16 protein-coding genes and 4 tRNA genes are annotated in these 20,246 nt (G+C 59.3%); 16 read left to right on the top strand and 4 right to left on the bottom strand.

All coding sequences use genetic code 11. From position 1 onward, the window contains the following. Positions 1-3: 3 nt before the first annotated feature. On the top strand, positions 4-678 hold the full coding sequence (locus KDW95_RS13005; RefSeq protein WP_255852244.1) for a glutathione S-transferase: 675 nt from the start codon (positions 4-6) through the stop codon (positions 676-678). Positions 679-839: 161 nt separating this feature from the next. Beyond that, positions 840-2,207, top strand: coding sequence for a DASS family sodium-coupled anion symporter (locus KDW95_RS13000; RefSeq protein WP_255852243.1), 1,368 nt, complete (start codon positions 840-842; stop codon positions 2,205-2,207). A gap of 288 nt (positions 2,208-2,495) precedes the next feature. Here the strand turns inward: KDW95_RS13000 and KDW95_RS12995 are convergent, their stop codons facing one another. Together KDW95_RS12995 and KDW95_RS12990 are read right to left on the bottom strand one after the other, a co-directional pair. After that, complete coding sequence (locus KDW95_RS12995) at positions 2,496-2,906, bottom strand: hypothetical protein (protein WP_255852242.1); 411 nt, start codon at positions 2,904-2,906, stop codon at positions 2,496-2,498. An 18-nt stretch (positions 2,907-2,924) separates the two neighbouring features. Beyond that, complete coding sequence (locus tag KDW95_RS12990; protein ID WP_255852240.1) at positions 2,925-3,065, bottom strand: hypothetical protein; 141 nt, start codon at positions 3,063-3,065, stop codon at positions 2,925-2,927. Positions 3,066-3,601: 536 nt separating this feature from the next. On the opposite strand from KDW95_RS12990, the gene KDW95_RS12985 reads away from it, so the two are divergent. Then, complete coding sequence (locus tag KDW95_RS12985; RefSeq protein ID WP_255852239.1) at positions 3,602-4,558, top strand: type II secretion system F family protein; 957 nt, start codon at positions 3,602-3,604, stop codon at positions 4,556-4,558. A gap of 173 nt (positions 4,559-4,731) precedes the next feature. Here the strand turns inward: KDW95_RS12985 and KDW95_RS12980 are convergent, their stop codons facing one another. Beyond that, positions 4,732-6,015, bottom strand: coding sequence for an aromatic ring-hydroxylating oxygenase subunit alpha (locus KDW95_RS12980; protein ID WP_304941552.1), 1,284 nt, complete (start codon positions 6,013-6,015; stop codon positions 4,732-4,734). A gap of 324 nt (positions 6,016-6,339) precedes the next feature. Here KDW95_RS12980 and KDW95_RS12975 point away from each other — a divergent pair, with 324 nt between their 5' ends. Both KDW95_RS12975 and KDW95_RS12970 read left to right on the top strand, forming a co-directional pair. Beyond that, positions 6,340-7,467: a hybrid-cluster NAD(P)-dependent oxidoreductase gene (locus KDW95_RS12975; protein ID WP_255852237.1), complete on the top strand. Its 1,128-nt coding sequence runs from the start codon at positions 6,340-6,342 to the stop codon at positions 7,465-7,467. 450 nt (positions 7,468-7,917) lie between these two features. Next, entirely contained in the window at positions 7,918-8,895 is a 978-nt protein-coding gene (locus KDW95_RS12970) for a calcium/sodium antiporter (protein ID WP_255852236.1), read from the top strand. Positions 8,896-8,966: 71 nt separating this feature from the next. Here the strand turns inward: KDW95_RS12970 and KDW95_RS12965 are convergent, their stop codons facing one another. Next, on the bottom strand, positions 8,967-9,530 hold the full coding sequence (locus KDW95_RS12965; RefSeq protein WP_255852234.1) for a thioredoxin family protein: 564 nt from the start codon (positions 9,528-9,530) through the stop codon (positions 8,967-8,969). Positions 9,531-9,710: 180 nt separating this feature from the next. Between KDW95_RS12965 and KDW95_RS12960 the strand changes: the two genes are divergently transcribed. From KDW95_RS12960 to oadA, 11 genes are all read left to right on the top strand, one after another. Further along, positions 9,711-10,175 carry a regulatory protein RecX gene (locus KDW95_RS12960; protein ID WP_255852232.1) on the top strand — a complete coding sequence of 155 codons (465 nt, stop codon included), beginning with the start codon at positions 9,711-9,713 and terminating at the stop codon, positions 10,173-10,175. A gap of 237 nt (positions 10,176-10,412) precedes the next feature. Beyond that, the gene (alaS, locus tag KDW95_RS12955) at positions 10,413-13,010 is read left to right on the top strand and encodes an alanine--tRNA ligase (protein WP_255856512.1); all 2,598 of its coding nucleotides are present in this window, start codon (positions 10,413-10,415) and stop codon (positions 13,008-13,010) included. Positions 13,011-13,148: 138 nt separating this feature from the next. Next, positions 13,149-14,384, top strand: coding sequence for an aspartate kinase (locus tag KDW95_RS12950; protein ID WP_255852231.1), 1,236 nt, complete (start codon positions 13,149-13,151; stop codon positions 14,382-14,384). Between the two features lie 229 nt (positions 14,385-14,613). After that, the gene (gene csrA / locus KDW95_RS12945) at positions 14,614-14,805 is read left to right on the top strand and encodes a carbon storage regulator CsrA (RefSeq protein ID WP_255852230.1); all 192 of its coding nucleotides are present in this window, start codon (positions 14,614-14,616) and stop codon (positions 14,803-14,805) included. A gap of 58 nt (positions 14,806-14,863) precedes the next feature. Then, positions 14,864-14,952 (top strand) — tRNA-Ser (locus KDW95_RS12940). Between the two features lie 12 nt (positions 14,953-14,964). Next, positions 14,965-15,041 (top strand) — tRNA-Arg (locus tag KDW95_RS12935). A 45-nt stretch (positions 15,042-15,086) separates the two neighbouring features. Further along, positions 15,087-15,163 (top strand) — tRNA-Arg (locus tag KDW95_RS12930). 25 nt (positions 15,164-15,188) lie between these two features. Continuing rightward, positions 15,189-15,265, top strand: a tRNA-Arg gene (locus KDW95_RS12925). Positions 15,266-16,310: 1,045 nt separating this feature from the next. Then, on the top strand, positions 16,311-17,774 hold the full coding sequence (gene thiI, locus KDW95_RS12920; protein WP_255852229.1) for a tRNA uracil 4-sulfurtransferase ThiI: 1,464 nt from the start codon (positions 16,311-16,313) through the stop codon (positions 17,772-17,774). 364 nt (positions 17,775-18,138) lie between these two features. After that, a complete protein-coding gene (locus KDW95_RS12915) occupies positions 18,139-18,396 on the top strand; it encodes an OadG family protein (protein WP_255852228.1) in 258 nt (85 codons plus the stop codon). 54 nt (positions 18,397-18,450) lie between these two features. Further along, complete coding sequence (oadA, locus tag KDW95_RS12910) at positions 18,451-20,238, top strand: sodium-extruding oxaloacetate decarboxylase subunit alpha (protein ID WP_255852227.1); 1,788 nt, start codon at positions 18,451-18,453, stop codon at positions 20,236-20,238. Positions 20,239-20,246 lie beyond the last annotated feature (8 nt).

Below are 20,246 nucleotides of genomic sequence, written 5' to 3'. Positions count from 1 at the left end.
GAGGTGTCGCTTCCCGTTCTGTATTCCTTCCGTCGCTGTCCCTATGCGATGCGCGCCCGGCTGGCGCTGGCCTGTGCCGGTATCCGCTGTGAGCTGCGCGAAGTGGTGCTGCGTGACAAACCGATTGAAATGCTGGCCATCTCGGCCAAGGGCACGGTGCCGGTGCTGCAGCTGCCGCCTGACAGCGGCAACCCCGGGGCAGGGCAGGTGATTGCAGAGAGTATCGACATCATGCACTGGGCACTGCAACAGCGGGATCCGGCACACTGGCTGGCGCTCACGGCGCAAGAGGCCGATGCAAGCGCAGCACTGATCAGTCGCAACGATGGCGAGTTCAAGTGGGCGCTGGACCGTTACAAGTACGCCGACCGTTATCCGCAGCATAGTGCCGAGGAGTACCGCAGCATGGCCGACCCCTTCCTGCGTACCCTGGAAGCCCGGTTACAGCAAGGGACAGGCCTGGTTGCAGACCGGTGCACCCTGGCGGATGCGGCGATATTTCCCTTTGTGCGCCAGTTTTCCATGGTTGATCCGGCCTGGTTCAATGCCAGCGAGTACCGGGCGTTGCGGCAATGGTTGAACGACTGGCTGGCATCAAGCCTGTTTGCCAGCGTGATGACCAAATATCCGCAATGGCAAGCCACAGACCCGGTGACAGTCTTTGCGCCGCAGGCGTAGCAAATCGGTGCACAGTGCTGGCGCTGAGCGTTTTTCATGCTACGAAAGTATGATCTGCTCCCGGGTCTTGCGCCGTTGCAATGCCGGTACAAAAGGTAACCGTTGGCGTATCATGCGGCCTGTATTTTTCGTCAAAGACAGACAGGCATTTGAGCAACAACATGGCCACAACCCTCGCACAAAAACTCCCCGGACTCGGTATCAAAGGCTGGATACTGCTGGCCGATATCGCTCTATTCGCCATCCTGCTGGTATCCCTGCCCTTTGAGGCCGATGTCAACAAAGGTCTGAGCCTGCTTGTCTTTATCGCCATACTCTGGCTGACCGAGGCGGTACATATCACCATTACCGCGCTGATGGTGCCGCTGCTTGCGGCGGTGATGGGCATATTGACCACGGGTGCGGCCCTGAGCAATTTTTCCAATCCCATTATCTTTTTGTTTCTGGGGGGCTTTGCCCTGGCGGCGGCCATGCACAGCCAGGGGCTCGACAAGCTGATCGCCAGCCGCATACTGCGCCTGGCCAAGGGTCGCCTCAGCGTGGCCGTGCTGCTGATGTTTCTGACTGCGGCCTTCCTGTCCATGTGGATAAGCAATACCGCGACGGCCGCCATGATGCTGCCGCTGGCACTGGGTTTGCTCAGCTGTCTGGATCAGGAACAGCACAGGAGCACTTACGTGTTTGTACTGCTGGGCGTTGCCTACAGCGCCAGCATCGGCGGGATCGCTACCCTGGTGGGCAGCCCCCCTAACGCCATCGCCGCTGCCGAAGTCGGCCTGAGCTTCAGCGACTGGATGGCACTGGGACTGCCCATTACCCTGATCCTGCTACCGGTTACCATCGCCATGCTCTACGTGCTGTTTCGCCCCCGGCTGAATCAGCAGATCGAATCCGGGCAGGAGTCCATAGACTGGAATGGCAAGCGCAAGGTCACCCTGGGCATCTTTGCCCTGACCGTGATGCTGTGGGTTTTCTCCACCCCGGTGTCCGAGGCCCTGGGGGGGCTGTCTTCTTTCGATACCCTGGTCGCACTGCTCGCCATTGCCCTGATCGGTCTGACGCGGGCCGCCGACTGGCAGCACATTGCCAAGCAAACCGACTGGGGTGTTCTGCTGCTGTTTGGGGGTGGTCTGACCCTGAGCAACGTGTTGCGTGATACCGGCACCAGCCTGTTCCTGGCCAACTTTCTGGCCACATTGCTGGAGAGCGCCAACCCCTTCGTGATTCTGCTGACCATTACTGCTTTTGTGGTGTTCCTTACCGAGCTGGCCTCCAATACCGCCAGCGCCGCCCTGCTGGTACCGGTGTTTGCGGCGGTTGCTCAAAGCCTGGGGCTCACGCCGGTGATGGTAGCCTCCGTCATTGCGGTGTCGGCATCCTGTGCCTTCATGCTGCCCGTGGCCACTCCGCCCAATGCCATCGTTTTTGGCAGTGGCCTTATCCGCCAAGGGCAGATGATGAAAGCCGGCTTCTGCCTCAACCTGGCCTGCATCGGGCTGCTGGCCTGTTACTTTTACTTTCTGAGCTAGCTAAAAAGCCGCTGTTTTTACAGCGGCTTTTTTAATTGGGTTATACCCATGCCAGGCTGAACCCGCTCAGCCGGCTCTCGCTACGGCCGGCATTCTCCCCGGACAGCTTCCTGGGCTAGTGCACCTTTTGCAGCAGTTCATGCCAGTGAGTTGCCCAGCAGCAGTGATGGTCGAAGCCCGGAACCACGACCAGGTGGGGCATGGCGCCGAAAGGAAAGCGGTTGCTGAAGTGCTGAATCATCGCCGGCGGGATGACAGGGTCCTTCACGCCCAGGAAGTGCCATTGCGCTACCGGGAAAGGCGATCGATCTCGTCCGCAGGATTCAGTGAACCTCTCAGGGGCGTTATCTGATGATGCCGGGTCCAGTATACCGGGTCGAGATTTCCGGCCACGGTGATCAGCAGATCCACATCCTGGCGCTGTGCGGTGAGCAGGGTGGCGATGGCGCCGCCGCCGGAATAGCCGACAAGTGTCAGTGAGGCGGCATTGCAGGTTTGCTTGAGGCGATCCAGAGCCAGGCTGTACGACTGGATGACCTCCGGTGCAAAGCGCTTGTTCAGCCAGTAGGGCGAAGCGCAGTTGGGACCGGCCCGGTACTGACAGGGACTGCCCAGGTAAATGATGTTGTTCGCGGGATCGGCGAGTACCAGCTTCAGGCCGGTGATGGGGGCCGGGGAAGGGCGGCTGATCCAGGCCATCGCCTTCGATATAAACCCTCAGATTCTCGCCCGAGGGTGGGCGTTGCGGTGAAAATCCAGCAAGGCATCGGCCTTTTTCCAGTACCTGAGCGCGCTGAAAAAGGCCATGAGCAGCTTCAGCGAAGCGGTATGGCCCAGTCCGCCTCGGGATTTACCCATGGCTTCAGCATCTTGCTCTGTTTTATTTCGGCTCAGAGCTGATGGGTTCGCACGATGCTGCCATCGACCATCAGCTATTCAACGTTTGCATCCTCTGGTGGCGACGCCAGGGCCTTCAGCCGGATACCCTGCTGCAGCCAGCGGTTGCAACGGGCGTAAAAAGGCAGTTTTCTTCAAGTCAGAACGCACTGCTATGAGGCTGTCCGAGAATGCTGACCGTAGCGAGAGCCGGCTGATTTGAGCTGATTTTTGCGATGTTTGAAGGCGAATAGTGGTTCTATTTAACGCCAAACAACACGAAAATCAGCCAAATCCAGATGGTTCGCAGTAGGTTAAGTGTTGTCGGGCAGTCTCCTGGGTAGTCACTATTGCTATGAGCCATTGGCAATCATGCCGTTGCTCTATGATTAATGTGCCACGAATAATATAGCCATTGAGTACAGTGGCATAGTCGCCTTTCTTTTTAACGATTGTGCACAGGTTTGGCTGAGTCTTCCTGTCGAGCAATACAACCTCGGAAACAGAGTTTTCAAACAATGAACTTCTCCAGGCCAGGCCGGTGGTGGTCAAGTGGGCGGAGCGGCTGGAACGCAGCGCAGCTGCGCAGCCTGGCGACCCTGCTGGGTGCGGGCATTGCGCCGGTGCAGGCACTGGGGGTGATGCAGCGGCAGTTTCCCGAACAGGCTGCCGGTCTTGGGCGCATGAGCCGGCTGCTGCGTGGCGGGACATCACTGGCCAATGCCCTGACGCAAGCACAGGCGTTGGGCTCCGGCGCCTGCCAGACCTTGCAGGCGGCTGAAGCTGCCGGGCAGCTGGATGCCGCGTTGCGCCAGGTTGCCGCCTGTGCCGAACAGCAGTACCTGCGCATCCGTGCTTTCAAGGCCAGGCTCTGGCTGCCCTGGGTGGTGCTCGTGATTGCGCTGCTGGCGGGCTGCCTTATCCGGTTGCAAACACCCGGTGCGAGCCTCCCCGGCGTATTCTTTGATCTGGGGCTATCGCTGGGTTGGGTAGCGCTTGTCACGGTGTTGTTGCTGTACCTGCTGCAGCTGGACAGGATGCACTGGCTCAGCTGGGGCTGGCGCTGGAAGCTGCAGGGTACCCGGCTCTATGCCCTGGTGTATGAATGTCATTTTTTTGGCCTGCTGTTCTGGGCCCTGAACGCCGGTATCGACTGTGCCCAGGCCCTGGGCAATGCCTCCGCTTTTCTGCGCAACCCGGACTACCAGCGCGCGGTGCGTCGTGCCGAGATCCTGGCCGCCGGGGGCGAGTCGCTGACCGCGGCCCTGCAGCAGGCCGGTCTGGTGCTGTCTGTCGAAATGACGCAGCTGCTCGATAGTGCCGAACAGGCCGGCCGGATTGCGCCGGCCATAGAGCACCAGCTGGGAATTCTGCAGCAGCGGCTGGAGCTGAGGACGCAAAGCCTCTACGAGTGGCTGCCGAGGTTCTACTATCTGCTGGTATTGGGCGTGGCGGGTCGGTTCCTGGCGGGCTGAGTCACCCTTGATGCGGGTTGGGAGCGAGGCAAAAGCAGCTGGATGCGTTTCGCGTCGCTCGCCGGCCTTTTCCCGCTTTCGCATCCCATAAACCAAAAAAGCCCGCAGGCTGGTGCCTGCGGGCTTTTTTATCAATGCTCAGCTATCAGCTATCAGCTATCAGCTATCAGCTATCAGCCTTCGCTGGTGCTGATCCGCGCCAGGTTTTCCTGCAGCTTGTCGCTGTACCAGTCGAGGAAGTTGATCACGCCGAACTCGTAGGTTTCGGAGTAGGGGCCGGGCTGGTAGGCGACGGAGTTGATACCGCGCTGGTTTTCCTCGCCCAGGCGCTTGTCCTGCTCGTTGGTGGCATCCCAGACCTGGCGCAGCTTGGCGACGTCGTAATCCACGCCTTCCACCGCATCCTTGTGCACGAACCACTTGGTGGTGACCAGGGTTTCCTGGGCCGAGATGGGCAGCACGCGGAAGACGATCACATGATCGCTCTGCATGTGGTTCCAGGAGTTGGGCAGGTGCAGGATACGCATGGAACCCAGATGGCGGTTCTTGATGCGGCCCATCAACTTGTTGCAGCCTTTGCTGCCGTCGATGGTCATGACCTCAGTGCCTTCTTTCAGGGGCATGCGCACGATGCGGTTGCGTACGCCGAAACTCTTGTGCTCGTGGGGAATGCTTTCTGCGTCCCATTCCTTGGATTGGCGCTCGTAGTGCGCGAGGAATGCTTCGTCGGCGCGGGGGTCATGGGTGTCATCCCATTCCAGCAGGGTGTTGAGCAGTTCCGGGTGGTTGCCGTTACAGTGGTAGCACTCGCGGTTGTTCTCGATGACCAGCTTCCAGTTGGCCTGTTCGTACATGCTGGATTCCACCGCCAGTTTGGTGTTTTCCATGTCGTACGGCTCCATGTACTCCTCAAGCGTGAGCAGGAAGTCGTCGAAATCACCTTCGGGTTCTTCATCGCCAAGGCAGACGAAGACGAATCCGCCGGCCGTCTTGCAGTGGGCCTTGTTCAGGCCATGCTGGGACTTGTCGAAGGTGGTGCCCATGTCGGTGCCGGCAAACAGCAGGTTGCCCTTGAGGTCGTAGGTCCACTGGTGGTACGGGCACACCAGGTTGGCGACCTTGCCGCGCTCGGCGCTGCACAGGCGTGAGCCGCGGTGGCGGCAGGTGTTGTGAAAGGCGCGTACCTGGCCGTCGCCGTCGCGCAGGATCAGCACCGGGTTCTGGCCTATTTCCACGGTGAAGTAATCACCCTTTTTCGGCACTTCGCTGGTCATGCCCACAAACAGCCATTCCTTCTGGAAGATTTCTTCCATATCGATACGGAACATGTGCGGATCGTTGTACAGCGGGCGCGGCAGCGAGTAGTTACGCTGACGGCTCTTGAGCAGGCGGTCCATCTCTACGCGAGCCGTATCGACGTTGGCGTAGGTGATGTTGAGAAGGTCGTTCTGGTTCATCTGGTGCTAATCCTCAGTCACCGGCGCGGCCCCCAATGGGCTGTCCTGTGAGAATCTTGTTTTAGGTCGGTTCGCCGTCCCGCAAATGGGCCCTGAATGCAGGCGTCCATGGGGAGCATAGTGCGCCAAGGTGGCCCTGGCTATTTACCTGTTTGCGACATGCAAATGGTGTCTTTTCGACGTCGGGCCCCGGGGGGCTGGTCAGGGTGGTGTGTTCAGGTAAATTTTTGTCGCAAACAGCTAAATGGTTGGGGCTCGTCGGGATGACAATGGCGCCATAATACGTGCCCAACCCGAGTCTGCGGACAACACGAGAGAAGCCTCATGAACTATCCCAATGTGAGCATGGTTAATACCGATGCGCTGAACCCGGTAACAACCCAGACCTGGGCCAACGGGCGCCACGTGGTGCGTTGCGTAAATGCGATTCGCGAGACCCCCGATGTACTGACGTTCTGCTTTATGGCCGAACAGCCGGTGATGTTCTTTTTCAAGCCAGGGCAATTCGTGACGCTGGAGCTGGAAATCAATGGTGAGCAGATCTTCCGCTCCTACACCATTTCCAGTTCCCCGTCGGTGCCCTACAGCTTCTCGATTACCGTCAAGCGTGTGCCGGGCGGCGTCGTTTCCAACTGGCTGCACGACAACATGGACGTGGGCACGGAACTGGCGGTGCACGGTCCGGTGGGGCAGTTCAACTGCATCGATTACCCCAATGAAAAAATGCTGCTGTTGTCCGGCGGCGTCGGCATTACGCCGGTGATGTCCATGGCGCGCTGGTTCTTCGACACCAATGCCGATGTGGACATGGTGTTTGTCCACAGCGCCCGTACACCGCGGGACATCATTTACCAGCGCGAACTGGAGAACATGGCAGCGCGCATTTCCAACTTCAAGCTCAACCTGGTGTGCGAGAAGCAGGAGTCCGGCCAGAGCTGGGGCGGCTACCGTGGTTTCTTCAACCACGCCATGCTGGAAATGATGGCACCGGACTTCATGGAGCGGGAAATTTTCTGCTGTGGCCCCACGCCCTACATGCGCGCGGTGAAGCACTTGCTGGAAGGCCTGGGCTTTGACATGGACCGCTACCACGAAGAGTCCTTCGGGGCGACGCCGGTGGAGGTCAAGGAAGAGGTGGCCGAGTTCGCCGAGCAGGCGCAGGAAGATGCCGATGCCATCATGGCGTCCGACATGCTGCGGGTCGACTTCTCCAGTACCGGCAAGAGTGTCCAGATCGTGCCGGGGGAAACCGTGCACGCGGCGGCGGCCAAGCTTGGGCTGCACATTCCCAAGGCCTGCGGCATGGGTATCTGCGGTACCTGCAAGGTCATGAAGGTGTCCGGTGACGTGGAAATGGCCCACAACGGCGGCATCACCGATGACGACGTGGCCGAGGGCTACATCCTGTCCTGCTGCAGCGTGCCCCAGGGCGACGTGGTGGTGGAGTACTGAGCACGCCTGTGCAGTTGTGGTTGTAAACAGCAGGGGCCCTCGGGCCCCGTTTTCGTTTATGCAGGTCCGGCTTGCCGATTCATTTACGCCCTGGACTCTGCTATTCTCCTGCCCACTTAGGGGAGTAGTCTCCAGGCCACGGCAGACCGCCGGACTTGCCACTGATCCAGAATCAGCCAGGTCCGCCAGGCTGCCAGCCAGGATGGTCGTCAACAACCTCCGGGTCCTCAAGACCTGTGGCGATCATGTCCGATACCGGATTGATGAGACCTGAGATAGATCAAAAGCACCGGGGCCGGCTCTTTTGGTGTGTCTCTGTGTCCAGCGCCGGCCCCCGACAAGTCATGCCATGAACCCGTTTTCTCAGCTCTGTACGCCTTCTGTAGCCGCCTTCACCAGGGTGGCGCCTGCTCGTTCACGTTCTGCAATCCGTTGCCTGGAGGCCACATCATGATGTTGCCGATTATTGCCGTCGTCCTGGGCCTGGTGCTGCTGGTGTGGAGTGCCGACCGCTTTGTGGATGGCGCCGCCGCCACAGCGGGTCACGCCGGCATGCCACCGCTGCTGATCGGCATGGTGGTGATTGGTTTTGGCACCTCGGCACCGGAAATGGTGGTTTCGGCACTGGCGGCCATGGATGGCAATCCCGGCCTTGCGCTGGGTAATGCCTACGGCTCGAACATCACCAATATCGCCCTGATTCTGGGTCTGGTGGCGGTGTTCAGCCCGATCGCGGTGCATTCGCAGATCCTGCGCAAGGAACTGCCGATTCTGGCGCTGGTGACGTTGCTCAGCGGCCTGCTGCTGCTCAACGGCCAGCTTAATCGCCTCGATGCCCTTATCCTGCTGCTGGTGTTTTTTGCCATCATGGGCTGGTCAATCTTCCAGGCCATGCGCGGGCGAGGGGATACCCTGGGCGTGGATATGGATGCCGAAATGGGTGCCAAGGCCATGGCGCTCAAGCCAGCGATCATCTGGCTGCTTGTCGGTCTGCTGCTGCTGGTTGTCAGTTCCCGGGTGCTGGTGTGGGGGGCGGTGTCCATTGCCCAGTCGCTCGGCGTCAGTGATTTGATCATCGGTCTGACCGTGGTGGCGATCGGTACCTCCCTGCCGGAGCTGGCGTCGTCCATCGCCGCCATGCGCAAGGGCGAACATGACCTGGCGCTGGGCAACGTGATCGGCTCAAACCTGTTCAATACCCTGGCGGTGGTGGGTATTGCGGCGGCCATTCACCCGCTGGAGGTCGAGTCCGTGGTGCTGTATCGCGACTGGGGACTGACCATGGGGCTGACGCTGGTGCTGTTCCTGATGGGCTACAGCTTTGGCAAGAAACAGGGTCGTATCAATCGCTTCGAGGGCGGCGCGCTGCTGGCAGCCTACGTGGCCTACACCGGCTACCTGGTGTCGACCATTATCGCTGCAGCCTGAATTGACAGGCCTTTAACGGTTGGGGGTGAGCTGCACCGCTGCAGGTTTCTCAGGTGAACAGGGCACCGGGCTCAGGTGCCTGTTTTCCACTTGATACTGCAGCCCGCGCTAGGTGCCTGGTCTGGATCTATCGGCTCGCCCGTCAGCAGGGCATCACAGGCGCGGCGCAGGTCGCTGCCGCTCACCTCGATGCCGTTGCCGGGGCGGGAGGCATCGAACTGACCCCGGTACACGCACTTCAGCTGGCCATCGAACAGAAACAGGTCCGGTGTGCAGACGGCGTCGTAGCTGCGGGCAACCTGCTGGGTCTCGTCATACAGGTACGGAAACGGATAGCCCTTGGCTGAAGCCCGGTCCTGCATCTGCACCGGCCCGTCATCGGGCGATGCGTTCACATCGTTGGCGGAAATGGCCACCACCGCGATACCGCGGGCCTGGTAGTCCCAGGCCAGCTCAATCAGTTCATCCTCGATATGGTGCACATAGGGGCAGTGGTTGCAGATAAAGGCGATCAGGGTGCCCTGGGCGCCGGCGCTGTCGGCGAGTGTCGTCAGCGCGTTGCTGCGTACGTCCAGCAGGCTGAAGTCTGGCGCAGGCGTGCCCAGCGGCATCATGGTGGAAGCGGTGAGGGTCATTGCGGTCTCCGGCGCGTCATATTGTGCATGGCAGCAGTCATGGCACAGAAGCAATAATAGTAGCAGTGATATTCCAGAGCCCTGCTTCTGCGGGTGGGGCGTTACGGGCCCGGGCGCCAAGTCCTGTGCTGGCGTATCGATGTTAAGCTGATGCCAGGTTGTGAAGACTAGTGACGAATTATGAAAGATAACAAACTTGAAACCCTGGGAGAGGTCAAGGCCGCGGCGGTGCGCCTGCTGGCCCGGCGTGAACACAGCCGGGCGGAGCTGGTACAGAAGATCGGTGGCCGCACGGAACCTGAGTTGCTCGTCCAGGCGCTGGATGCGCTGGAGGCCGATGGCTACCTGAGCGATGCCCGCTTCGCGGCGGTCTATCTGCGCAGCAAGGCGTCTCAGGGCTTTGGTCCCATGCGTATCCGCTCGGAAATGGGGCGCAAGGGCATCGACGCCGCGCTCTGGCAGCAGAGCCTGGAGGATGAGCCGGTCGACTGGTTCGAGCAGGCGCGGGACCTGGCACGCCGGCGTTTCGGCCTGGTGTCCAGGGATGACCGCAAGCTTTACGCCAAGTGCATGCGCTACCTGATGACGCGTGGTTACAACATGGATCAGGCGCGCTATGCATTGCAGCCCGGGGATGACGACTGATCCGGGGTTTGGCGCCTGTGAGTACTGACGCCGGGTTCGCCTGCGCCTGGCCGGAGACCGAATATCGCCGGTAATACAAGGGTTTTCGGAAAAAGTTCGTACAATTTTCACTCACGTTATATACTGCTTCGCCATTTTTGCGTGGTATTTTGATCGGGTTTTGAGCCGGAAATACAGCGCCACGTTGATTCCCGTTGAGCAACCAACCATCTGTAGCGGTTCGTGCTAATGAAATACATGACGAGTGCCGAAATTCGCCAGGCTTTCCTGGATTACTTCAATCAGCAGGGGCATGAAATTGTCCCCACCAGTTCGCTGATTCCCGCCAACGACCCGACCCTGTTGTTCACCAACGCAGGCATGGTGCAGTTCAAGGATGTCTTCCTTGGCAGCGACAAGCGCAGTTACAGCCGTGCGACCACGTCGCAGCGCTGTGTACGCGCCGGTGGCAAGCACAATGACCTCGAAAACGTTGGTTATACCGCGCGTCACCACACCTTCTTTGAAATGCTGGGCAACTTCAGCTTCGGTGACTACTTCAAGCGTGAAGCCATTGGTTTCGCCTGGACACTGCTGACCGAAGTCTTCGGCCTGCCGAAGGAGCGCCTGTGGGTCACTGTGCACCACAGTGACGATGAAGCCGAACGCATCTGGAAAGACGAAATCGGGATTGATCCCGAGCGCTTTTCCAAGCTCGACGAAGACAACTTCTGGGCGATGGGCGATACCGGCCCCTGTGGTCCCTGCACCGAGATTTTCTTCGATCACGGCCCTGAAGTCGCCGGTGGCCCGCCGGGCAGCCCGGATGAAGACGGCGATCGTTACATCGAGATCTGGAACGTGGTCTTCATGCAGTACAACCGTTCCGCCGATGGCGAGATGGTGCCGCTGCCACGGCCGTCGGTGGATACCGGCATGGGACTGGAGCGTATCGCTGCCGTGCTGCAGGGCGTGCACAGCAACTATGAAATCGACCTGTTCCAGAGCCTGCTCAAGGCCGCCGCCAGGGCGGTGGGCAGCGATGACCTGATGCACAAGTCGCTGCGCGTGATCGCCGACCATATCCGTTCCTGCTCCTTCCTTATTACCGATGGCGTGCTGCCCTCCAATGAAGGCCGCGGCTACGTGCTGCGTCGCATCATTCGCCGCGCCATCCGCCACGGCAACAAGCTGGGTGCAAGCGAGCCGTTCTTCCATACCCTGGTGGCGGCGCTGGTGGCCGAGATGGGCGATGCCTATCCGGAGCTGGTGCGCCAGCAGGAACAGGTCGAGCGCGTGCTGCTCAAGGAAGAACAGCAGTTTGCCCGCACCCTGGACAACGGCATGCGCCTGCTGCAGCAGGCCATTGACGACCTCGAGGGTACGGTGATTCCGGGCGAAACCCTGTTCCGCCTGTACGATACCTTTGGCTTCCCGGTGGACCTGACCGCCGACGTTGCCCGCGAGTCGGGTCTGAGCGTCGACATGCAGGGCTTCGAGGATGCCATGGCGCAGCAGCGCGAACGTGCCCGTGCCACCGGCTCCTTCTCTGTAGACTATAACGACAAGCTGGACCTGGACGGTGAAACGGCCTTCAGTGGCTACAGTGCGCTGCAGGACAGCTCCAGGGTTGTGGCGCTGTTCAAGGATGGCGAAGCCGTACAGCAGCTGTCCGCCGGCCAGTCCGGTGTGGTGGTGCTGGAAAACACCTCCTTCTACGCCGAATCCGGTGGTCAGGCGGGTGATCGCGGCGTACTGCGCTGGGATCGCGGCCTGTTCGAAGTGAGCGACTGCAGCAAGGAAGGCAAGAACCACCTGCACCAGGGGCAGCTGAGTGAAGGCGTGCTGGCGCTGGGCGACACCGTGACCACCGAAGTGGATGCAGCCAATCGCCAGGCGACGGCGCTGAACCATTCCGGTACCCACCTGCTGCACGAAGCCCTGCGCCGCGTGCTGGGCGATCACGTGCTGCAGAAGGGCTCGCTGGTCAATGCCGAGCGTCTGCGCTTTGACTTTGCCCACTTCGAGGCCGTGACCCCCGAGCAGCTCAAGACCGTGGAAGACATGGTCAATGCCCAGGTCCGTGCCAACAGTGCCGTACAGACCGAGATCATGGACATCGAGGCGGCCAAGGCCCGCGGTGCCATGGCGCTGTTCGGCGAGAAGTACGACGAGCAGGTGCGGGTGCTGAGCATGGGCACCGACGGCTTCTCGACAGAACTCTGTGGCGGCACCCATGTGCAGCGCACCGGTGACATCGGCCTGCTGAAGATCGTGGCCGAAAGCGGTATCGCCTCCGGCGTGCGCCGTATCGAAGCCGTGACCGGTGCCGGCGCCCTGGCCTGGGTCGAGGCGCTGGATGCCACCTGCAGCACCATTGCCAGCCTGACCAAGGGCGGGCGCGACAACCTGGCCGACAAGGTGCGTGGCCTGGTGGATCGCACCCGTACGCTGGAGAAGGAGCTGGAGCAGCTCAAGAGCAAGCTGGCCAGCCTGCAGGGCGGCGAGCTGCTCGACAAAGCGGTCGAAATCAAGGGCGTCAAGGTGCTGGTGGAGCAGCTTGAAGGCATCGAGCCCAAGGCGCTGCGCGATACGCTGGACCAGCTGAAAAACAAGCTGGGCAGCGGTGTCGTTGTACTGGCGGTCAGCCAGGACGACAAGGTAAGCCTGGTGGCCGGTGTCACCAAGGATCTGACCGGGCGCGTGAAGGCCGGTGACCTGATCCGTGAACTGTCCGCCAAGGTGGGCGGCAAGGGCGGTGGTCGCCCGGATATGGCCCAGGGTGGGGGCAACGATGTGGCAGCACTGCCGGCGGCTCTGGCCTCGGTAGCGGCATTGCTGGAAACCACACTTTAAGGCAGCAGTCAGCCTGTGCACCAAGGCAATGGCGGAACCAGGCAGGCAGCTTCAGGTTTCGGCCAGGATGCCCGCGCTGACTGGTAATTACTAGACACTAGGGGCCGCCCAGCTGGCGGTGAAAGGATCAGACAGAAGATGGCTCTATTCGTACAGAAATACGGCGGCACGTCCGTGGGTACTGTAGAACGAATCGAAGCGGTGGCGGACAAGGTAAAGCGCTTTCGCGACGAGGGACACGACCTGGTAGTGGTACTGTCCGCAATGAGTGGCGAGACCAATCGCCTGATCGGGCTGGCCAAGGCGATTCAGGAGGAACCCTGCCCACGGGAAATGGACGTACTGGTGTCGACCGGTGAGCAGGTGACCATTGCGCTGCTGTGCATGGCACTGGAAAAGCGTGGCGTCAGCGCGCGCTCCTATACCGGAGGCCAGGTGCGCATCCTGACGGACAGCGCCCATACCAAGGCACGGATTCAGGACATCGAAGTCGACCGTATGCGTACCGACCTGGCCGCAGGCCGGGTTGTTGTCGTTGCGGGCTTCCAGGGTATGGACGAGGCGGGCAACATTACCACCCTGGGGCGTGGCGGCTCAGATACCACCGGTGTGGCTCTTGCGGCCGCGCTCAAGGCCGACGAGTGCCAGATCTATACCGATGTTGACGGCGTCTACACCACCGACCCCCGGGTCGTTGAAGGGGCGACCCGTCTGGAAAAAATTACCTTTGAAGAAATGCTGGAAATGGCCAGCCTGGGTTCAAAGATATTGCAGATTCGTTCGGTCGAATTCGCCGGCAAGTACAAGGTGCCGCTGCGTGTGCTGTCCAGCTTTGTGGAAGGCCCGGGCACCCTGATTACCATAGAGGATGAGGATACAGTGGAAAAACCAGTTATCTCCGGTATCGCTTTTAACCGCGACGAAGCCAAACTGACCCTGATTGGTGTGCCCGATATCCCGGGTGTGGCGTCGCGTATTCTGGGCCCGATCAGCCGTGCCAATATCGAAGTGGACATGATTGTGCAGAACGTGGCCGCCGACAAGACCACTGACTTCACCTTCACCGTGCACCGCAATGACTTCGCCAAGGCCGAGTCCATTCTGCGCCAGGTGTGCGCAGAGCTGGGTGCCCGCGAAGTGGCCGGCAACAACAAGATCGCCAAGGTTTCCATCGTCGGTGTGGGCATGCGCTCGCATGCTGGCGTGGCGAGCAAGATGTTTGATGCCCTGGCGCAGGACAACATCAACATTCAGATGATCTCGACATCGGAAATCAAGGTGTCTGTGGTGATCGCAGAGAAGTACCTTGAGCTGGCCGTGCGCGGATTGCACTCCGCCTTCGAGCTGGACAAGGCCGATACCGTCAGCGAATAGTGGCGTAAGCGAAGTAGGCTATAGTTAATTCGGTCTATGCCAAGCCCGGTTATTGCATCAGTTTACAGAGACTTACTGTACCATCTGATGCAGGGTTAATCGGGCCTGGTACCGCCTGTATGGCTGTAGTTCGATGGGAAAAAGGGAATAAGGGGCGGTTGCGCCAGAAAGCTGGCTGATGATCCCTACGGCCTGCAGTATTCTAGGAAAGCTTAAGGAGATCCAACAGATGTTGATTCTAACCCGCCGCGTGGGCGAAACACTGATGATCGGTGATGATGTCACCGTTACCGTGCTGGGCGTAAAGGGAAACCAGGTTCGCATTGGTGTCAATGCCCCGAAAGATGTTTCTGTGCATCGTGAAGAGATTTATCAGCGCATTCAGCGCGAAAAATCCGATGATCACGAAGATCAGGAATAAAAGTAAAAAAACGCTTTTCTTTTGAAAATCAATCTCGTATATTACGCCCCGTTGTCGCGGTGAGATGGCCGAGTGGCTGAAGGCGCACCCCTGCTAAGGGTGTATATCTCTTGGGTATCGAGGGTTCGAATCCCTCTCTCACCGCCATTTTTCAGGTAAGCGCCCGTAGCTCAGCTGGATAGAGTACCTGGCTACGAACCAGGCGGTCGCACGTTCGAATCGTGCCGGGCGCACCACTTGAAAGATAAGACAGCGTTAGTCCCTTAGAGGGGATACAGGAAGCGCCCGTAGCTCAGCTGGATAGAGTACCTGGCTACGAACCAGGCGGTCGCACGTTCGAATCGTGCCGGGCGCACCACTCCTGTAACAACCTCACTGCTTTAGCGCCCGTAGCTCAGCTGGATAGAGTACCTGGCTACGAACCAGGCGGTCGCACGTTCGAATCGTGCCGGGCGCACCACTACGAAATACAGTAGTGTTCTAGAGCAGAGTTCCCACCCAGTAAAATTTCAGTCTGACGACAAAGCCAGCCCCAATCTCGAAACTGGATATCACACCAGATAGAGTACCTGGGCTATCAGTCGCCGCAGGCGCCACCAGACGATCACATGCTCCAATCGTGCCGGGCGCACCACTACGAAATACAGTAGTGTTTCTAAAGCAGAGTTCCCACCCAGTAAAATTTCAGTCTGACGACAAAGCCAGCCCCAATCTCGAAACTGGATATCACACCAGATAGAGTACCTGGGCTATCAGTCGCCGCAGGCGCCACCAGGCAGTCGCACGTTCGACAAGTCGCCAAAGGCGACGCAGAACGCCGCGTAGCGGCGGCCCCGAAGGGGCGAAGGGCGAAGCCCTGAGTCATCGTGCCGGGCGCACCACCAGACTGTAGTGTTTCTAAAGCAGATCATTCCGAGAGAGTCCTGAACCGGCAGCAGCCACCAGGGCAATATTTCAGCTATCAGCTATCAGCTATCAGCTCTAAGTTCTTTCTTCAGTTTTATCAATACCCTGCCTTTCCTGTTCTTCGCTCCCAATCTGTTTTCCTGGCTCGCGTTAGATAACGGCATTTGGCAGTCTGCCTTGTTCCCCTTGCCCCTTGCCCCTTGCCCCTTGCCCCTTGCCCTGTTCTCCACAGCTTCGCTGCGGATGTTGGAATTCGCTGCGCTCATTACCAACCTACGGGGTCCCCAATTGATGGGTTTCGCTTCGCTGCACCACATCCTACTGGGTGGAAATGACGTCGGGGTGCCGTGTAGCTTGGAATGAGCGTGCGAATTCCGGGAAATAAGCTCCGGGCGAGTTTCGAGGATCTGCCTGAGTCGGCAGCAGCCACCAGGGCGATACTATCAGCTATCAGCTCACAGCTCACAGCTCACAGCTCACAGCTCACAGCTCACAGCTCACAGCTTTCATCTCTCGCGTCTAAGGTTCTGACTCTCAGCCTGTGATCCGGTATAATCGAGCCCCTCCGTTTTCCCTGTCCTGCTTTCCTGGTCCGCGACATGAAATTTATCGTCAAGCTGTTTCCTGAAATTACCATCAAGAGCCGTCCGGTGCGCAAGCGCATGATTCAGCGGCTGGGGACCAATCTGGAAGTCACGCTGCGTCGTGTCGACGAACAGATCAAGGTGCGCAACAACTGGGACAAAATTGATGTTGTCTGTGCGCCGGGCACTGAGCACCTGCGTGACGAGGTGGTCTCTGTGCTGTCCCGTACGCCCGGTGTGCACGCTTTCCTCGAGGTGAGGGAATTTCCGCTGGTGGACTTCCACGACGCCTATGAGCGCACCCGGGAGGCCTACGCGGACCTGCTGAAGGGCAAGACCTTCAAGGTGCGGGTCAAGCGCACGGGTCGCAATCATGACTTTACCTCCGTGGACATGGAGCGCTACATCGGTGGTGGCCTGAACCAGCATACGGAAGCGGCCGGCGTCGATGTACGCAACCCCGAGGTCTGGGTCGAGCTGGAAGTGGTGGACGAGCGCCTGTTTATCGTCACCGAGCGCCACGCGGGCCTTGGCGGCTTCCCGCTGGGCACGCAGGAACCGGTGCTGTCCCTGATTTCCGGCGGTTTCGACTCGGTGGTCGCCTCCTACATGACCATGCGCCGCGGCTGCAAGACCCATTTCATCTTCTTCAACCTCGGTGGCCATGCCCACGAGATCGGCGTCAAGCAGGTGGCCTTGCACCTGTGGCAGCGTTACGGTTCCAGTGCCCGGGTCAAGTTCGTGACCGTGCCCTTTGAAGAGGTGATCGGCGAGCTGTTGCAGAACGTGCACCACTCCTACATGGGCGTCATTCTCAAGCGCATGATGCTGCGTGCCGCCGAGCGGGCGGCCGACTTCATGAAGATCGATGCCCTGGTCACCGGCGAGAGCGTGGCCCAGGTGTCGAGCCAGACCCTGACCAACCTGGCGCTGATCGACAAGGCCACCGACAAGCTGGTACTGCGTCCGCTGGTGACCTCCGACAAACAGGACATTATTGACCTGTCCAAGCAGATTGGGGCCTTCGAGTTCGCCAAGAGCATGCCGGAGTACTGCGGCGTGATTTCGGACCGTCCGACGACCCGTGGCAAGCTGGAACGGGTGCTGGAGGAAGAGGATAACTTCGATTTCGAGGTGCTGGAGCAGGCACTGCGCAAGGTGCAGGTGATTGCCATCGACGAAATCGTCGAAAACGTGAATGCCCATGCCACCGTCGAGGCCCTGACCCGGGTTGGCGACAACCAGGTGATCGTTGACATTCGTGCTGCCCATGAGCAGGAAAAAAAGCCGCTTAACATGCCGGGCTGTGAAATTCTGACCATTCCGTTCTTCAAGCTTGGCACCGAAGTTGAAAACTTCGATAGCGCCCGGGAGTACCTGCTGTACTGCGAGAAGGGTGTGATGAGCCAGATGCAGGCGCACCACCTGCAGGAAAAGGGCTTTGGCAACGTCAAGGTGTTCCGTCCTGAAGGGACCTGATCCCCGGGTAGGTCCATGTATCAAGGCGCCCAGGGGCGCCTTTTTCGGTTCCGAGGCCGGGTTTGTGGCGCCCGTTCAGGTGCGTTCGAGCGCGGTGCAGTAGCTGCCTTTAATCGAAATAGGGTCAGCTATAAGTTTTCTTAAATGTCTGCCATAAATTATGCAGACGCTCGCAATCTCCCTTGTTTCCTCCGTTTTGTCTAAAATACGTTCGCTTATGTTGGCGGGAGTCGGCGTTTTCCGGCTAAATTGATCCCGCTCATATTGCTTGACGTGCGATCTTTATTGTTGCCAAGTTCCTGAAATAAAAGAGAATTTGCAGCGTAATAGATAACGACTTGATTAACACAGGGAGCATCCAACGATGGATAATCTTCTCTCCGAAGGCCTTGAGCTGATGGTATTCGGCATGGGGTTCGTGTTCGTTTTCCTGACGCTGCTCGTGTTCGTGACCGGACTCATGTCCAAGCTTGTGACGAAATACGCCCCCGCGCCAGAGATCAAACCGGCCAAAAAGCGTACATCGGCCTCCGCGTCGGTGACTGCAGGTGCGACAGCCGCCAATAATGACGAGCTGGTCGCCGTGATCAGTGCAGCGGTACACAAATACCGCTCAAACTGACGGCAATGCTTAAGAAAAGAATAAACGCATTCATTCGACAAAAGGCCCTTTAACATGTCCGATGCAAAGAAACCCTTAGGCATTACCGAACTGGTACTGCGTGATGGTCACCAGTCCCTGCTGGCTACCCGCATGCGCCTGGACGACATGCTTCCGATTGCCGAGAAGCTTGATCAGGTCGGCTACTGGTCCACGGAAAGCTGGGGTGGTGCCACCTTTGACTCCTGCATTCGCTATATTGGCGAAGATCCCTGGGACCGTATTCGCGAGCTGAAAAAAGCGATGCCCAATACCCGCCAGCAGATGTTGCTGCGCGGCCAGAATCTGCTGGGTTACCGCCACTATGCGGACGACGTGGTCGCCCGTTTTGTTGAGCGAGCCGCCACCAACGGTGTTGACGTATTCCGCATCTTCGATGCGATGAACGACCCCCGCAACCTGGCCGCCGCCATCAAGGCCGTCAAGGCGACCGGCAAGCACGCCCAGGGCACCCTCTCCTATACCACCAGCCCAGTGCACACTATCGATAATTGGGTGGATTACGCCAAGACCCTGGAAGACATGGGTGCGGAGTCGATCTTCATCAAGGATATGTCCGGCATCCTCAAGCCCTACGATGCTTTCGATCTGGTGTCCCGTCTGAAGAACCAGACCCAGCTTGAAGTTCAGTTGCAGTCCCATTCCACATCAGGTCTGGCAGACATGACCCTGCTCAAGGCCATCGAGGCGGGCATCGATCGCGTTGATACCTCCATTTCATCGATGTCCATGACCTATGGCCACACCGCGACCGAGACCGTGGTTGCCGCGTTGCAGGGGACTGATCGTGATACCGGTCTGGATCTGGAACTGCTGGAACAAATCGCCGCCTACTTCCGCGAAGTCCGGAAAAAATACGCCAAGTTTGAAGGCTCCCTGCGCGGTACCGATTCACGCATCCTGATTGCCCAGGTGCCCGGTGGCATGCTGACCAACATGGAAAGCCAGCTGCGCGAGCAGGGCGCTGCCGACAAGTTTGACGACGTTCTGGCCGAAATCCCGCGCGTGCGCGCAGACCTGGGCCTGATCCCGCTGGTCACGCCGACCTCCCAGATTGTCGGTACCCAGGCGGTCATCAACGTCCTGATGGGCGAGCGCTACAAGAGCATCTCCAAGGAAGTGCAGGCCATTCTGAAAGGCGAATACGGCGCAGCTCCCGCCCCCTACAACGCCGAGCTGCAGGCCCGCGTACTGGATGGCAAGGAAGCGATTACCTGCCGTCCAGCCGACCTGCTTGAGCCGGAAATGGAGAAGCTGACCGCAGAACTGCGCAAGCAGGCCCAGGCGAAGGGCATCAGCCTGACCACGGGTGAAAACGAAATAGATGATGTTCTGACCTACGCCCTGTTCCCGCAAATTGGGCTTAAATTCCTGGAAAATCGCGGTAACCCCGACGCATTTGAACCAGCACCGACTCTAGAGGACGCTCAGACCATGGCTGCACCGAAGAAATCCGGCCCGGAAGTTTACACCATCACCGTCAATGGTCAGAACTACGTGGTTCAGGTCGCCGAAGGTGGCGACATCTCCGCGATCGCCAAGGCGCCTGCCGCTCCTGCCGCCGCTGCAGCGGCCCCTGCTGCGACTGAAGGTGAAGACGTGCCCGCACCGCTGGCCGGCAACATCTGGAAAGTGGAAGTGGGTGTGGGTCAGGCCGTGCAGGAAGGTGACGTGCTGGTCATCCTCGAAGCCATGAAGATGGAAACCGAAGTCCGCGCTGCACGTTCCGGTACCGTGGTGGCTGTCGACGTGAAGGAAGGCGACGCCGTTCAGGTGGGTGATGCCCTCCTGAGCCTGGCGTAAGCGGGGAA

The sequence above is a fragment of the Marinobacterium rhizophilum genome, assembly GCF_024397915.1.
GTDB lineage: Bacteria > Pseudomonadota > Gammaproteobacteria > Pseudomonadales > Balneatricaceae > Marinobacterium_A > Marinobacterium_A rhizophilum_A.
Note: the sequence above shows the minus strand (reverse complement) of the source record. Positions and strands in the feature narration are given on the sequence as shown.

Excerpts from the sequence above, each read along its gene's own strand:
- thiI (WP_255852229.1), top strand. The coding sequence starts at position 16,311 with ATGAAATTTATCGTCAAGCTGTTTCCTGAAATTACCATCAAGAGCCGT.
- alaS (WP_255856512.1), top strand. The coding sequence starts at position 10,413 with ATGACGAGTGCCGAAATTCGCCAGGCTTTCCTGGATTACTTCAATCAG.
- oadA (WP_255852227.1), top strand. The coding sequence starts at position 18,451 with ATGTCCGATGCAAAGAAACCCTTAGGCATTACCGAACTGGTACTGCGT.
- KDW95_RS12915 (WP_255852228.1), top strand. The coding sequence starts at position 18,139 with ATGGATAATCTTCTCTCCGAAGGCCTTGAGCTGATGGTATTCGGCATG.
- KDW95_RS12960 (WP_255852232.1), top strand. The coding sequence starts at position 9,711 with ATGAAAGATAACAAACTTGAAACCCTGGGAGAGGTCAAGGCCGCGGCG.
- KDW95_RS12970 (WP_255852236.1), top strand. The coding sequence starts at position 7,918 with ATGATGTTGCCGATTATTGCCGTCGTCCTGGGCCTGGTGCTGCTGGTG.
- KDW95_RS12965 (WP_255852234.1), bottom strand. The coding sequence starts at position 9,530 with ATGACCCTCACCGCTTCCACCATGATGCCGCTGGGCACGCCTGCGCCA.
- KDW95_RS12995 (WP_255852242.1), bottom strand. The coding sequence starts at position 2,906 with ATGGCCTGGATCAGCCGCCCTTCCCCGGCCCCCATCACCGGCCTGAAG.
- KDW95_RS13000 (WP_255852243.1), top strand. The coding sequence starts at position 840 with ATGGCCACAACCCTCGCACAAAAACTCCCCGGACTCGGTATCAAAGGC.
- KDW95_RS12950 (WP_255852231.1), top strand. The coding sequence starts at position 13,149 with ATGGCTCTATTCGTACAGAAATACGGCGGCACGTCCGTGGGTACTGTA.
- csrA (WP_255852230.1), top strand. The coding sequence starts at position 14,614 with ATGTTGATTCTAACCCGCCGCGTGGGCGAAACACTGATGATCGGTGAT.
- KDW95_RS12990 (WP_255852240.1), bottom strand. The coding sequence starts at position 3,065 with ATGGGTAAATCCCGAGGCGGACTGGGCCATACCGCTTCGCTGAAGCTG.
- KDW95_RS12980 (WP_304941552.1), bottom strand. The coding sequence starts at position 6,015 with ATGAACCAGAACGACCTTCTCAACATCACCTACGCCAACGTCGATACG.
- KDW95_RS12985 (WP_255852239.1), top strand. The coding sequence starts at position 3,602 with ATGAACTTCTCCAGGCCAGGCCGGTGGTGGTCAAGTGGGCGGAGCGGC.
- KDW95_RS12975 (WP_255852237.1), top strand. The coding sequence starts at position 6,340 with ATGAACTATCCCAATGTGAGCATGGTTAATACCGATGCGCTGAACCCG.